At 65.0% G+C, this 14,204-nt stretch carries 16 protein-coding genes; 14 read left to right on the forward strand and 2 right to left on the reverse strand.

What is annotated here, in order from left to right; all coding sequences use genetic code 11:
- Nucleotides 1–468 precede the first annotated feature (468 nt).
- From gspG to PAQ31011_RS05325, 12 genes are all read left to right on the forward strand, one after another.
- A complete protein-coding gene (gene gspG, locus PAQ31011_RS05270; RefSeq protein WP_150574762.1) occupies nt 469–927 on the forward strand; it encodes a type II secretion system major pseudopilin GspG in 459 nt (152 codons plus the stop codon).
- Nucleotides 928–964: 37 nt separating this feature from the next.
- Nucleotides 965–2,185 carry a type II secretion system F family protein gene (locus tag PAQ31011_RS05275; RefSeq protein WP_150574763.1) on the forward strand — a complete coding sequence of 407 codons (1,221 nt, stop codon included), beginning with the start codon at nt 965–967 and terminating at the stop codon, nt 2,183–2,185.
- 26 nt (nt 2,186–2,211) lie between these two features.
- Nucleotides 2,212–3,897 (forward strand): GspE/PulE family protein, encoded by a 1,686-nt coding sequence (locus PAQ31011_RS05280; RefSeq protein ID WP_150574923.1) that lies wholly within the window; start codon nt 2,212–2,214, stop codon nt 3,895–3,897.
- A gap of 85 nt (nt 3,898–3,982) precedes the next feature.
- The gene (locus PAQ31011_RS05285; RefSeq protein WP_150574764.1) at nt 3,983–4,726 is read left to right on the forward strand and encodes a hypothetical protein; all 744 of its coding nucleotides are present in this window, start codon (nt 3,983–3,985) and stop codon (nt 4,724–4,726) included.
- Nucleotides 4,723–5,277 (forward strand): hypothetical protein, encoded by a 555-nt coding sequence (locus tag PAQ31011_RS05290; RefSeq protein WP_150574765.1) that lies wholly within the window; start codon nt 4,723–4,725, stop codon nt 5,275–5,277. Before PAQ31011_RS05285 ends, PAQ31011_RS05290 begins: the two co-directional genes overlap by 4 nt.
- Before the next feature lie 17 nt (nt 5,278–5,294).
- Nucleotides 5,295–5,852 (forward strand): hypothetical protein, encoded by a 558-nt coding sequence (locus PAQ31011_RS05295; protein WP_174989958.1) that lies wholly within the window; start codon nt 5,295–5,297, stop codon nt 5,850–5,852.
- A complete protein-coding gene (locus tag PAQ31011_RS05300; protein WP_150574767.1) occupies nt 5,849–6,520 on the forward strand; it encodes a hypothetical protein in 672 nt (223 codons plus the stop codon). Before PAQ31011_RS05295 ends, PAQ31011_RS05300 begins: the two co-directional genes overlap by 4 nt.
- Nucleotides 6,517–8,664 (forward strand): secretin N-terminal domain-containing protein, encoded by a 2,148-nt coding sequence (locus tag PAQ31011_RS05305; RefSeq protein WP_246179350.1) that lies wholly within the window; start codon nt 6,517–6,519, stop codon nt 8,662–8,664. The genes PAQ31011_RS05300 and PAQ31011_RS05305 overlap by 4 nt, the downstream gene beginning before the upstream one ends.
- 14 nt (nt 8,665–8,678) lie before the next feature.
- Complete coding sequence (locus tag PAQ31011_RS05310) at nt 8,679–9,209, forward strand: type II secretion system protein (RefSeq protein ID WP_150574925.1); 531 nt, start codon at nt 8,679–8,681, stop codon at nt 9,207–9,209.
- A 7-nt stretch (nt 9,210–9,216) separates the two neighbouring features.
- Nucleotides 9,217–9,747, forward strand: a complete 531-nt coding sequence (locus PAQ31011_RS05315) for a type II secretion system protein (protein ID WP_150574768.1) — start codon at nt 9,217–9,219, stop codon at nt 9,745–9,747.
- A 61-nt stretch (nt 9,748–9,808) separates the two neighbouring features.
- A complete protein-coding gene (locus PAQ31011_RS05320) occupies nt 9,809–10,321 on the forward strand; it encodes a type II secretion system protein (protein WP_150574769.1) in 513 nt (170 codons plus the stop codon).
- Between the two features lie 6 nt (nt 10,322–10,327).
- Nucleotides 10,328–10,795, forward strand: coding sequence for a lytic transglycosylase domain-containing protein (locus tag PAQ31011_RS05325; RefSeq protein ID WP_150574770.1), 468 nt, complete (start codon nt 10,328–10,330; stop codon nt 10,793–10,795).
- 62 nt (nt 10,796–10,857) lie between these two features.
- Here PAQ31011_RS05325 and PAQ31011_RS05330 read toward each other — a convergent pair whose 3' ends face one another.
- Together PAQ31011_RS05330 and PAQ31011_RS05335 are read right to left on the reverse strand one after the other, a co-directional pair.
- A complete protein-coding gene (locus tag PAQ31011_RS05330; protein WP_150574771.1) occupies nt 10,858–11,400 on the reverse strand; it encodes a cytochrome b in 543 nt (180 codons plus the stop codon).
- The gene (locus tag PAQ31011_RS05335) at nt 11,397–12,497 is read right to left on the reverse strand and encodes a catalase family peroxidase (protein WP_246179352.1); all 1,101 of its coding nucleotides are present in this window, start codon (nt 12,495–12,497) and stop codon (nt 11,397–11,399) included. The genes PAQ31011_RS05330 and PAQ31011_RS05335 overlap by 4 nt, the downstream gene beginning before the upstream one ends.
- Nucleotides 12,498–12,701: 204 nt before the next feature.
- On the opposite strand from PAQ31011_RS05335, the gene PAQ31011_RS05340 reads away from it, so the two are divergent.
- Both PAQ31011_RS05340 and PAQ31011_RS05345 read left to right on the forward strand, forming a co-directional pair.
- Nucleotides 12,702–13,256 (forward strand): RNA polymerase sigma factor, encoded by a 555-nt coding sequence (locus tag PAQ31011_RS05340; RefSeq protein WP_150574772.1) that lies wholly within the window; start codon nt 12,702–12,704, stop codon nt 13,254–13,256.
- Nucleotides 13,253–14,113 (forward strand): anti-sigma factor family protein, encoded by an 861-nt coding sequence (locus PAQ31011_RS05345; RefSeq protein WP_150574773.1) that lies wholly within the window; start codon nt 13,253–13,255, stop codon nt 14,111–14,113. Before PAQ31011_RS05340 ends, PAQ31011_RS05345 begins: the two co-directional genes overlap by 4 nt.
- Nucleotides 14,114–14,204 lie beyond the last annotated feature (91 nt).

The following is a 14,204-nucleotide window of genomic DNA, read 5'->3' on the forward strand; positions in this document are numbered from 1 at the left end:
GGTTAGATTGAACTCCGAACGAGTTACCGTGGTCTGACCCACTTCGGGCGCAATACTAAGTTGGCTTTGTTCCGCGTAATTTTCACGAGTGTCTTTAGTCATTTTCATTTGAACGACCTCGTGTCACGCGCAAGCGCTACGCCCCAAAATAGGGAAATCCCGGCGACCGCAGCGCTGACAAGGCATGTTTGCCTGCGGTGCAACAATCCTCAAATTCGCGCTGTAGGACAAACCACCCGTGCCTTGGTAAATGCGCACGGACATTCGGATTCCTGTCTTCTGCGCGTGTGTCGGCACTGAATTTTTTGCAATTCACTGCTGAGCGATTCACATCTTCCCGCCCCTTTGCAATTCGTCGATGATGCGTGCGGCCGCAGGCTTTGCGGCTCGGACTTGCACGCCCGTCGCCTTTCTTCGGTTCGCGTCGGCTTACGGTTCGCTGACTCATTCACTACGAGCCAACGCGTCATGAAACTTCGTCTGCCCGCCCGCCGCCGTTCCTCCGTCGCCAGCCTTCGTCGCGCTCAACGGGGCTTCACGTTGCTCGAACTGCTCGTGGTCGTGGTGATCATCGGCCTGCTCGCGGCTTACGTCGGGCCGAAGTACTTCGCGCAATTGCGCAAGTCCGAAGTGACGGTGGCAAAGGCGCAGATCGACGCGTTCACCAAGTCGCTCGATGCGTATCGCCTTGACGTCGGTCGCTACCCCACCACCGCCGAAGGGCTCAACGCGCTGATGGTCGCGCCGACCGCCGCCGGGCAGGCGTGGAACGGCCCGTATCTCCAGAAGGCCATTCCGCTCGACCCGTGGGGGCACGCCTACCAGTACCACTCGCCCGGTGCGAAGGGCGAGTACGAAGTGATCTCGTACGGCCGCGACGGACAGCCCGGCGGCTCGGGCGACGACGCCGACATCGCGTCGCAGTAAGCCGCTGTCGCGAATCTGACGCAACACCGACCGACGCATGCACTTCGACGTTCGCACGATCGGGCCGCAGGGCACGATCGAGACACTCCGCATCGAGGCCGACAGCCCCGAGGACGCGCGTCGCCGTGCGCAGCTCGATGGCCGCTTCGTCAGCGAAGTGCGCACGGTTCGCGCGGCCTCGCTGCTGCCGCAACGCTTCGGCCTCGGCGGCGGCAAAGCCCTCGGTGGCGCGAAGAAGCTCTCACTGGTGCTCTTCAGTCAGGAATTACTCGCGCTCATCAACGCCGGACTCGGTGTCGTCGAGTCGTTGCAGGCGCTGCACGAGAAGGAAAGCAACCCCGGCATTCGCGAATGCCTGCACCGTCTGCTGGAAAGCCTCTCGTCGGGCAAACGCTTCTCTGCCGCGCTCGCCGAACAGCCGCGCCTCTTCCCGCCGCTTTACGTCGGCATCGTGCAAGCTGCCGAAGGCACGAGCGACCTCCCGCGCTCACTCGCGCGCTACGTCGACTATCAGCAACGCGTGGACAGCGTGCGCAACAAGGTCGTGAGCGCGGCCATCTATCCGTGCATTCTCATGTCGGTCGGCGGCGCGGTGAGTTTCTTTCTAATGATGTACGTGGTGCCGCGCTTCGCCGAGGTGTATCAGGGCGCGGGACGCCAACTCCCCTTTGCGTCGCAACTGATGCTCGACTTCGGGCAACTCGTGAGTGCCCACACCACGCTCTTTCTCGCAGCCCAAGGCGCGTTCGTGCTCGCGCTCGTCACACTGTGGCGACGCTTGCAGCGCAGAGGCGGTGTCGTGCTGTTGCTCTCACGCATTCCGGTGTTGCGCGAGCGCGTTCGCATCTATGAGCTTGCGCGCGTCTATCTGACGCTGGGCATGCTGCTCGAAGGGGGTATCACGATTCTTCGGGCGCTCGCCACCGTGCAGCCTATGGCCTCTGTGAATCTGCGCGCTGCGCTCGGCGCGGCGTCTGCCAGTGTCGATGCGGGTACGCCGCTGTCGAGTGCTTTCGAAGCAGCCGGCCTCACGACACCGATCTCCCTGCGCATGCTGCGCGTTGGCGAGCGCACCGGCGAGATGGGGCCGATGCTGACACAGTCGGCCGCGTTCTACGACGGCGAAATCGACCGCTGGATCGATCGCTTCACGCGTTCGTTCGAGCCGGTGCTCATGGCGGCCATCGGCCTTGTCGTCGGGGCCATCGTGATTTTGCTGTACATGCCGATCTTCGATCTGGCGGGAGACCTCTCGTGAGTACCCATGACCTCTCCCCAGCCGACATGCTCATCGATGCCGAGCTGCTCGCTCGCGCCCGTGAGATCCAACGTCAGGGCAACGACCAGGCCAGTCACGACCTCGTGAGCGCGCTGCACTCGCTCACGGGCAGCGACTTGCGCGACGTCGTCCTCGCGCTCGGCGCGCAACTGGGCTTGCCGGTGATGGATCTCGACGCGATGCTCGCCGCCCGGCCTGCGTTCGACGTCGTTTCGCTCTCGCAATCGTTGCAGCGCCATTGCGCGCTGCTCCACAGTGCCGACGGCGTACTCGTCGGCGTGGTGAGCGACCCCTTCGATCTCGATCTGCGCATCTGGTTGGGTGCGCGCGCCAATGCGCCAGCACCACTGCCATTCGCGCTGGCGTTGCACGACGATCTGCGCGCCTATCTTGCCAAACAGGAAGAAACGGCGCGGGCGATCGATCACGTGGTGTCGGGCGACGCCGGTGGCGCAGGCAACGATCGCACATCGACGCGTCTCTCGTTCGCCAGCGTGGCCGAAGGGGCCAGTCCCGCCGTCAAGCTCGTCAATTCGACGCTGTACGACGCGCTCAAAGCCGGTGCCTCAGACATCCACCTTGAAAGCACCGCGACGGGACTGGCGATCAAATATCGTGTCGACGGCGTGCTCGATCACGCGGCATCGGCACGCGGCACCGATCTCGCCGAGCAGGCGATTTCGCGCCTGAAGGTGCTCGCGGAACTCGACATCGCCGAGCGGCGCATTCCGCAGGACGGCAGTTTCCGCGTGGAAGCCGCCGGTCGCGACATCGATCTGCGCGTCTCGATCATGCCGAGTATTCACGGCGAAGACGCCGTGATCCGTATTCTCGACAAGCGCGCCATGATCGAAGCCTACGGCGCGCTCACGCTTGAAGCGCTCGGCTTCGACCCGGCCTCACTCGTGAGCCTGCGTGCGCTGGCCCGCGAAGCCTACGGCATGCTGCTCGTGACCGGCCCGACCGGTTCGGGCAAGACGACCACGCTCTACGCGGCGCTCACCGAAATCCACGATGGCCGCGAGAAGATCATCACCATCGAAGACCCCGTCGAATACCAGTTGCCGGGCATCTTGCAGATTCCGGTGAACGAGAAGAAAGGACTGACGTTTGCCAAGGGTCTGCGCTCGATCCTGCGTCACGACCCCGACAAGATCATGGTCGGGGAAATCCGCGACCGGGAGACCGCCGAGATCGCCGTGCAATCGGCGTTGACGGGCCACCTCGTGCTCACGACCGTCCACGCGAACAATGTGTTCGACGTCTTCGGGCGCTTCAATCACATGGGGATCGATCCGTACGCGTTCGTCTCGGCGCTTAACGGCATCTGGGCGCAACGGCTCATGCGCGTGAATTGCCCGCACTGCCGCGAGGAAGCCCCCACGCCGGACGATGCCGAACTCGCTAGCGTCGGGCTGACGCGCGCAGATGTCATCGACTTCCGCTTCATGCGCGGCAGAGGGTGTTCACATTGCCGTGGCTCGGGCTACAAGGGACGCCGCTCGATTGCCGAGATCCTGATGCTCAACGACGAGCTTCGCGAACTGGTGGTGGACAAGCGTCCGATTCGCCAGATCAAGGCCGCCGCGCACGCCAATGGCACGCGCAGCCTGCGTCATGCCGCGTTGATGCTTGTGCGCGCGGGCGACAGCACCCTTGAGGAAGTCCGGCGGGTGACGACGAATGCTTGAGTGGCGCACGCAATCCCTGCATCTGGGCGTATCGCGAAGCGCGGTAAGTCTCGTGTTGCACGAGCGGAAGACGCGGACATGGCGTGTGCTCGCTACGACGGTGCTCTCGTCCTCTGCGGGCGACGCCTTCTTGCCCGCACTGCGCGACGCGCTACACGAAATGCTCGTTGATCACGCTAAGCACGCCAAGCAACGCGCCACGCTCGACATCGTGATCGACGACCGACTCGCACGCCTGTGGATGACCACGCCGCCGACCGGCGCGACACGTCTGTCCGACATCGAGGGCGCAGCCACGATGCGATTCGCCCATCTATTCGGCGAAATGCCGGAACACTGGCAGATCGCCGGGGACTGGCAGGTGACGCATCCGTTTTGCACCGTCGCCCTGCCCCGTGCGCTCGTCGACACGTTGACGGTGACGGCACAGGCGTGTCGTGTCCCCATCGTCGGTATCGCGCCGCAATTCGTGCGCGCGTGGAATCGATGGCAACGACATTGCCGCACACCCGGCTGGTTCGCCGTGATGCATGACGGCCTGCTGCGCCTCGGCATCACTGAGGGCACGCCCGTGCGCCTGCATGCGATGCACGAAGTGCCGATGCCGCCCGACCCCGACATCTACTGGTTGGCGCAGACGCTCTCGCGCACGGCCATGCTGACGGGCACTGCACCGGTGACGACGCTACATCTGTGCGGCACCGTACCGAACGAAGGTCGCGTCACGCTCGCAGCGCTCAATCTCCATGCGCTGGCCACCCCGGCGGACCTTGCCGTGCACGACTGGCAGCCTTCCGACCTTCTGGCGACGGGAGGTGCGCTGGTATGACACGCATCGCCATCGATTTCGCGCCGCGCGGTTGGCGACGCGCGCTTGGGTCACTGTCGCCGGTCTGGTACGCCGTGCTGGCGCTGGCCGTCGTCACCGCTATCGCCGCGTCGGTGCTCGGCTACCGTGTGTACGCACGGGATCAGGCGCGGCAGGCACTCGTCGATCGGATCGCGCAACGTGAGGCGGCCGAGGCGGCCCACGCGCGCGCGAATCCGCCCGTCGCCCCGATCGTCGTGCCGGTGGCACAAGCGAACGCGATCAACGCCATCGCCGGAACGCTCAATCTGCCGTGGCGCAGGCTGCGCGACACGCTCGACAACGCCGCCATGCCGAACGTCGCGCTGCTGTCGCTCGCTCCCGATCTGAACCGTCACTCGGTGCGTATCACAGCGGAGACAACGAATCCGGACGACATGATCGTCTACCTGCGGGTGCTGCGTGAGCAGCCCTTCTTTGTCGATGTGCAATTGACGCATCACGAGATCAACGATCAGGACATCAACCGCCCCATCCGCTTTCAGTTGGAGGCTGCATGGGCCGCGCGTTGAAACTCCGTCGGCCCGGGATGCCAGGTGCACCGCTGCTGAGCGCGCGACTCGCCGTCGCACGTCTGGGGGCTGCACGTACCGCCGTCCTGGCGCTGTTGCTGGTCGCACTCATAGCGCTTGGCGTATTCGGTGTGTCGTTCTCGCGCGACGACACGTCTTCCGCCAGCGCAGTGCTGGCCGCCGTCTCGGGTCAGCGCCGTTCGCCCGTCGCCGAAGCGGACCCGGTCGATGCACACCTGCTAGCCTTCTTCGCGACGCTCGGCAACCGTCGGCAGAACGATCTGCACATCAAGCTGTTATTCGATCTGGCGAAGCAGAACGGTCTGACGCTGCGCCAAGGCGAATACCAGTACGGGTATGACAACGCCGCGCGCGTCGCGACGTGTCAGGTCGTGCTGCCGCTCAAGGGCAACTACGACGCGATCTGGCATTTCGTGCTGGAAGTCCTCCGGACGCTGCCGTTCGCCGCCTTGCAGGACATCAATTTCAAGCGCGACGCCATCGGCGACGCTGCGGTGAGCGCGCAGGTCCGCTTCACGCTTTATCTCCGGGATGTCCCGGCACGCACGCCATGACGCCGCGTCGCCTGCTGCTCTGGGGGTCGCTCGCCGCGAGCATCGCGGCTGCGCTCGCGGATCCCTCGTCGCTGCCATTTTTCGCGTCGTCGGCTTCCACCACGCCGGTAGCCGCACACGTCGTGCGGGCGCACAGGCCTGTGAGGCCTGTGTCAGCGACGGCGAACCCAACGACGGCACCGGTCGCTTCCTCTGCTGCGGGCGCGACCACCGACACCAGCGACGACGCCCTCGCAGCGGAACGTCGGGAGTTGCTGCGGCAAGTCCGCGCGTTCGTGTCGGGTAGCGGGCCGAGCGTCGGGGCATCGTCCATCGTCGCACCGACGCCACGCGAGACGCAGGCCGACGAAGACGGTGCGCCTGCGCCGCAGCGCCTGTTCGTCAGTCAGAACTGGGGGCCGCCGCCGCCCGCACCTTCTTCCGCACCGGTGCCCACCACGCCCCTGCCGCCGACTGCCCCACCGTTGCCGTTCACGTATCTCGGCAAGGCGCTCGCGGCCGGCGCGTGGGAGGTTTATCTGGCGCGCGGCGAGAAGACTTTCATCGTGCATGAGAACTCCGTCGTCGACGACGTGTATCGCGTCGCGTCCATCAAGCCGCCGCGCCTGTCGCTCATTTACATTCCCATGAACCAGCAGCAAGAGTTGGATATCGGAGGCACACAGTGAAGTTGCCACGCCCTTCACCCAGTGCCCTCCGGAGATCGCGCTCGCCGCTATTGCATGGCACGGCCGCGCTCACGCTCGTCGTGCTGTCCGGATGCGCCGCGCAATTGGCGCTGCGCGACGGTCGCGACCTGATGGCCCACGACCAGCCCGAGGCCGGTCTGAAGAAGTTGCAGGAAGCGAGCAACCGCGCACCGGATAACGGCGAATACCGCCTGATCTATCTCAACGCCCGCGACAAGACATTGCAGGACTTCCTCGCCAGCGGTGAGAAGGAGATGGCGGCAGGCAAGTATCAGGCCGCGCGCCCGTGGTTCAGGCGGGCGCTCGATCTCGACCCGAACAGCGAGAAAGCGAAGTCCGATCTGCGCACGCTCGATGCCTTGCTGCGTCACCAGAACATGATCAAGCAGGCGTCCATTTCGATGGACGAGCGCCGGTACGACGCCGCGCGAAAGACGCTCGAACAGATTCTGCGCGAGCGTCCGGAGAACGATGCGGCGCGCGCCATGCTCGCCGAAGTGGAGTCGCGCGCCGCGCAGCCGGTGCTGAGCGCCGAGCTGTCCGACGCGTATCGTCAGCCGATCTCGATCGAGTTTCGCGACGCCCCGCTGCGCCAGGTCTTCCAGGTCATTGCACAGCGCTCGGGCCTGAACTTCGTCTTCGACAAGGATCTGAAGACCGACACCAAGGTCTCGATTGCCCTGCGTAACAGCACGGTGGAACAGGCGCTGTACTTCCTGCTTGTGACGAACCAGCTGGAGCAGCAGGTGATGGACAACAACACGTTGCTCATCTACCCGAACCTGCCCGCGAAGGTGCGCGAATACAAGGAGATGGTGGTGCGCACCTTCTTCCTGAACAACGCCGACGCGAAGCTGGTCGCCGCCTCCCTCAAGACGCTGACCAAGTCGACGGACATCGTCGTCGACGAGAAGCTCAACGCCGTGATCGTGCGCGACACGCCCGAGGCGATCCGCGTCGCCGAACAGGTCGTGGCACTTCAGGATCGCGCCGAGCCGGAGGTCGTGCTCGACGTGGAAGTGCTGGAAATCGCGCGCACGCGGTTGCAGAACCTCGGCATTCAATGGCCGGACAAAGTGGTGCTCTCACCGCTGGCGTCCGCCGGCAATGGGGCCGCGCTCACGCTGGCCGATCTGCTCTCGCCCACGCGCAACTCGGTGAGCGTCGGCAACCCGTCGGCGACGGTCAACCTCAACGTCAACGACGGTGACACGAACATCCTCGCCAATCCGCGCATTCGCGTGCGCAACAAGGAAAAGGCCAAGATCCTGATCGGCGACAAGGTGCCCGTCATCTCGACGACCATCAGCGGCGGCGTGGGCACGTTCGCGTCCGAATCGGTGAGCTATATCGATGTGGGGCTGACGCTCAACGTCGAGCCGACCATCTACATGAACGATCAGGTTGGCATTCGCATCGCGATGGAAGTCAGCAGCCTCGGACAGCAGACGATCACGAAGTCGGGCAGCACGGTATTCCAGATCGGCACACGGCAGGCATCGACCGTGCTTCAGTTGAAGGACGGCGAGAATCAGGTGCTCGCCGGTCTGCTCAACACGCAGGAGCAAACGTCGGGCAACAAGATTCCTGGACTTGGCGACTTCCCCATCCTCGGCCGCCTGTTCGGCAATACGACCAACAACGACAAGAAGACGGAGATCGTGCTGTCGATCACGCCGCACATCGTGCGTAACGTGACGCGTCCGGCCGAGAGCGCCACCGAATTCCTGTCGGGCACTCAGGGCAATTTCCGGCGACGTCCTGCCGCAGCACTTCCGGACGCCACGCCACGCCCGCAAACCGCCATCGTGCCGGGGGTCGTGATGACGACCTCGGGTGCGGGCGGTGCCGCCGTCTCGGCGAACGGCCTCTCGTTGTATGAGGCGTCGCACGGTGCGCCTGCCGGGACGCCGCCCGCCCCTGCGCCTTCCGCTGCACCCGCGCCGGTTGCGCCGCTGCCGCCTGCGGCAACGCCCCCGGCCGCCGGCACTGCTCCGCCGCCGGGTAATCCGGTGCCGTCTCCCGCACCGCCCGCGACGACAGTACTCGGCCCGACCAGCGATCCGGTGCCGCTCTCGTCGCAACAGCCTGTGCCCGTGGGCGGCGCACCGGCCCCGCGCTGATGCGCATGACGCGGATGCCGCCTCGCGCCAGACCCGCCGCCCGCCCGGGGTCTGGCAAGACTGCCTCGTCTGCCGTATCGCAGCGCGGCTTCACGATGATCGAGCTGCTGGTCACGCTCGCCATCATGGCGATGCTGGCGACGCTCGCCGTGCCCGTATCGCAACTGGCCGTGCAGCGTCGTCAGGAGCAGGAACTCGCGCGCGATCTGCGCGAGATCCGTCACGCCATCGACGCTTACAAACGGGCGTGGGACACCGGTCATATGGAACGAAAGGCGACGGAGACGGGTTATCCGCCATCGCTCGAAATTCTCGTGCAGGGCGTGCCGGACATGCGCGATCCGAAGCGCAAGCGTCAGTACTTCCTGCGCCGCATTCCGCGCGATCCGTTCAACAACGACGACTCGCTCACCGACTCGCAGACGTGGGGCAAACGCAGCTACGCCAGTCCGCCCGACTCACCCGCCGAGGGCGACGACATCTACGACGTCTACACGCTGTCGCACGGCGTGAGCCTGAACGGCGTGCCCTACCGTCTCTGGTGATCCGACCATGAACTCGCTTGCGAAAATTCACCGTCGGTATGCGCGTTCTGCGCATCGTCCCCCGCGCGGCTTCACGCTGATCGAGCTGCTGGTCGTGCTGGGCATCATCGCGACGCTCGCCACGCTCATGATCCCGAACTACGTGCCCGCGATCACGAAAGCGAAGAACACCGTACTCACCGAGAACCTGCGCACCTTGCGCCGCGTCATCGATCAGTTTTACGACGACACGGGCCACTACCCCGTCAATCTCACCGAGCTCGTCGAGCGCAAGTATCTGCGGGCGGTACCTATCGATCCGGTGACGGGCAGCGACACCACCTGGATCACGATGACATCCGCCGAGAACGCGGCGCAGGACCCCAGCGCGCAAATCCTCGCGACGAGCCGGTCGGCACAGGACGCGCTACGCTTCGGCGCGTCCACACCGACGCCGCCCCCCGGCGCGATCCCGGTCGTCGAGGACAAGGGGATCTGCTGCGTGAAGAGCGGCGCGACAGGGGCCGACCCGGCGGGCAAGGCGTATGCGGACTATTGATCGTCCTCGGTGCAAACGCCGCAGCCCCCGCAGTCTCCACGGCCAGTACGGTTTCACGTACGTGGGACTGCTGATCCTCGTCGCGGTACTGGGACTCGTCGGCGCGATGACGATCCGGGTCGGTGCGCTATGGCAGCGTGCTGCGCGCGAAGCGCAATTGATGGAGATCGGTGCGCAGTTCAGCGACGCCCTGCGTGCCTACGCCGACGCCACGCCCGCAGGACAGTTGCCGCAACCGCCGAATCTGGCCGCACTGCTGCTCGACCCGCGCTTCCCGACACCGCACCGGTACTTGCGCAAGATCTTCGCGGACCCGATCACCGGCAGCACGGACTGGGGCATTACCTATGTGACGACCGGCAAGGGGGTGCTTGAGGTGTATAGCCGCTCGTCCGCCGCGCCGCTCAAGACCGCGCACTTCGACGAACAGTTCGGCACGTTCTCCGGCAAGACGCATTACTACGACTGGCGCTTCTCAGCGGCAACGGCAACGCCGGATGTCATGCCGTCGATACCTACACCCGACCCGGCCTCTGGCCCCGGCGCACCGCCGTCATCCCTCACGCCCTTCTGACGATTCATGCGCCCGAACCTCCGCGCGACCGTAGTCGCCAGTTTGACTGCCGCAACTATCACCGCGAGCACACCCGCGTTCGCCGACTGCTTCGACGATGCGGCGACCTATCACCACGTGAACGCCGACGTGCTGCGCGCCATCGCGTGGGAGGAATCGAACAACCGCGCCGATGCCCGTCGCACCAATACCAACGGCTCGGTCGATTACGGTCTCATGCAGATCAACTCGGTGCATCTGGACACGTTGGCGCGCTTCGGCATCGGTACCGAAGACCTGATGGTGGCGTGCAAGAGCGTGTACATCGCGGCGTGGCACCTGCAACGGCAGATGGCGAAGTACGGCAATTCATGGGCGGCCATCGGCGCGTACCACTCGGCGACCCCCGCCCTGCGCGACGCATACGCCTCGCGGATCGCCGCCAAACTCACTGCACTGAAAGACGCGCGCGAAGCCCGGCAAACGCGTCGCTGATCCTGTGACGACGGGGCGCACCACACGCCCCGTCGCGTCATGCTCGCCTGCGAGCCCGCAAATCAGCGGCGATGCCCCCGCGCCATGCTGGAGAACACACCGTCACGCTTGATGAGACCGTGCATCAGCGCCGCCGCGAGGTGCCCGATCACGAGTGCGAACAGCGCAAACGCCAGCCATGTGTGCATTGCACGCAACACCGCAAACAGACGCGCATCCGCCGACACCAGCGGTGGCAGATGATAGGCACCGAACAGCGTCACCGGATAGCCACCGGCGGACACCATCGCCCAGCCGATCAGCGGCATCGCGAGCATCAGCGCATACAGCAGCAGATGCGACGCTTTAGCCACCGTCTGCTGCATCGACGGCACGCTGTCGGGCAACGGCGGACTACCGCGCTTGATGCGCACGATGATGCGAAGCAAGACCAGCGCGAGAATCACAATGCCGAGCGGCCGGTGCAAGGCGATCAGCGTGCTGTGCGCCTGCGTGAGCGTGCTGACCATGATGACGCCGATGAACAGCATTGTGAGCATGGCGATCGCCATACCCCAGTGCAACCAGCGCTGAACGGGACTGAAGTGAAGATGGGGACGATTCATCGCGAACGGGCCTCCTGAGTCGTGTTGCCTTGCGGTGCGTCGGGTGCACCGTTCAACGCTTCTTCGCGCGTGCGACGCTTGTACGACAGCGCGTAAGCCGCCGAGCGTGCGGCGAGTAGCGGATCGCCGGACGGCTCGATACCGGCGGGCAGAATCGTCGGATCGAAGTTGACGTCGCGGCATGCACCGTCGTCTTGCGACGCTGCCTGCGACAGCACCAGCGTGCCCGCATCGATCTGCTTGCGTGTGGCCGGCCACTGGCGTGTGGCATCGTCGGTCGGATCGCCTGGATCTGCTATGGTCACCACCAGATGCCAGCGCACCGGCCCCTGCTTCAGACGCGCGTACAACTCGCTTGCGAGGTAATTGGCGTCGCCCTTCTCCTTGTCGGTCACGGTGTCGAAGGGCAGCTCCGGCTGCATCGACCAGCGCACTGCCGTGCGTTGCCCGTTGGCGTCGACGAAATAGAACGCGTTGATACCGTAGTACGCCGCGTTGGCGTAGCTCGACGAAGGCGGATGCCCCTTGACCCAGTCGCGGAATGGCTGCGTGTCGGGGTGCGCGGCAAAGAACGCCTGCAACTTCGCCTGATCGGGCTTGCCGGTCGACGGATCGGGACGCGATGCGTCAAGCTGCGCATAGAACTCCTCCGGCGTGCGCACGGCGAACAGCGGCGTCGTGTTCATGCCGGTGCGCCATTGCTGGCCGTCGGCCAGCGTGAACATCAGTGCCATGCTGCGGATCGGCACGCTGTTGTCCGACGCGGTCGGGTTCGGTCCGGGAATCGCGAAACGGCCGGTCACGGGAGTGCGTCCCGGGACGAAGACGAGCGCTTTCGACAGCGACGCCGCGCCTCCGTTACTCTCGAAATAACCGTCCACGCACAGGCCCTTCGCGTGATTGCGACGGAAGCCTTCGTGAATGCCGCCGTTCGACTCGAACGTGTCGATGACGGTGTTGGTGCTCAAACGCTGCGGCGTGAGCCAACCGGCCGCGTAAGCAAAACCGCCCGCGAGCAGGCCGACGACGGCGACAATGGCCGCCGCCCGGCATGGCACGCAAATGGCGCGGGGATCGGACGAAGAAGGATCGGTCACGAATGGGGCTCCTTGTGATGACGTCCCGGGGGGCAGGTTGCCGGATGAACAGATCGTGGGAACACGGGCGTCTTCACGGTAAAACACATCCGCACGGCCCTTATTCCGTCGTCGCCGGTTTTATTTTCGTTTTCATGGAATAAGCGGGCCGATACGCGTGTTGACCCGTTATGGCACGTCTCACCGCATTCGATCTCTGACGGCATGGATATTCGCGACCAGCTCTATCACCACGTCCCGCGTCTGCGGCGGTATGCCCGCGCGCTCACGGGCAATACCGAGCTGGCCGACGACCTGGTGCAGGACACGCTGGAGCGCGCCCTCTCCCGTCACACGATGTTCGAAGCGGGCACGGACGCCCGCGCATGGCTCTTCACCATCATGCATAACCTGTTTCTCAATCAGCAGCGCCGCGCGCCTGCACAAGCCACCCACGTCTCACTGGACGAAACCAACCTTGGCGACTTTGGCGAGCGCGATGTCCATCACGCGTCCCTTCAGACGCCGACGCACGACCCCGCCCGCCGTCTCGAAATCCGCGATCTGGACGAAGCGCTGCGGCATCTGCCCGACGAGCAACGAGCCATCGTCCTGCTCGTGGGGCTGGAAGACATGAGTTATGCGGATGTCGCCGCCACGTTGCGCGTGCCGATCGGCACCGTGATGTCGCGGTTGTCGCGCGGTCGGCAACGGCTGCGCGATCTCATGGCGGGCGAAAATGCGTCCGGACCGTCAGCCAAGCTCAAGGTGGTGCGATGAACGAACCCAACCGCCCGATCGACGACAACGAACTGCACGCGTACGTCGACGGGGAACTGCCCCCGCAGCGTCGTGCAGAACTGGACAACGCGCTGGCCACCGACCCGGCGCTCGCGGCGGCCGTGAGCGAACTCGTCGCCCTGCGGCGCGCGCTGCACGATCGCTACGACGATGTCCTCGATGAACCGGTGCCGCCCCGGTTGCAGCGCCCGGCAGATGTGCAGGACCCGATGCCGCGACGCACAACCGCTGCGAACTGGCCCCGATTTGCAGGGCTGGCTGCCGCGCTGGTCATCGGCATCGGTATCGGGGTGCAGGGCAATCGGCTGTGGACGGCGCGCGAGACCGACGCGTCCTCCATCGCGATGCGCAACAATGCGACCACGCTAACGTCCGCCTCGGACGGTGCCGCACGTTTCGCCCGACGCGCCGCCATTGCGCACGTCGTCTACATGCCCGAGATTCAGCGGCCTTCGGGCATGGACGGCGAATCCGAAGCCCGTTTCTCGAAGTGGATCGCAAGCCGTCTGGAAACCGCGGCACAAGCGCCGGACCTGTCCTCACGCGGCTTCCACCTGAGTGGCGGCCGCGTGCTGCCCGACAGCGACGAACACGTTGTGCAGTACATGTATCGCAACGACGCGGGTGAGCGCATCACCGTCTGCATCTCACCCGCCGGTGTCGAAGGGCAACCCGCCGCGTTCCGCTTCTATGAAGACGGCCCGGTCAGGGTTTTCTACTGGGTCGACAGGTCGTTCGGCTACGCGATCTCGGGCGGCATCGACCGCGCGACGCTCACGGGCTTGTCGCAAGATGTCTACGCCGCGCTGGAAGCGCGTGGGACGGGTAAACGTTAGTTCCTCCCAGCAATAGAGAAGGTGGCAAACGCTCCTAATCGTGCGTTTTTGTCGGGCACTACCATGACTTCACCGTGAACTGTGTTTGCGG

The sequence above is a fragment of the Pandoraea aquatica genome (assembly GCF_902459565.1).
GTDB lineage: Bacteria > Pseudomonadota > Gammaproteobacteria > Burkholderiales > Burkholderiaceae > Pandoraea > Pandoraea aquatica.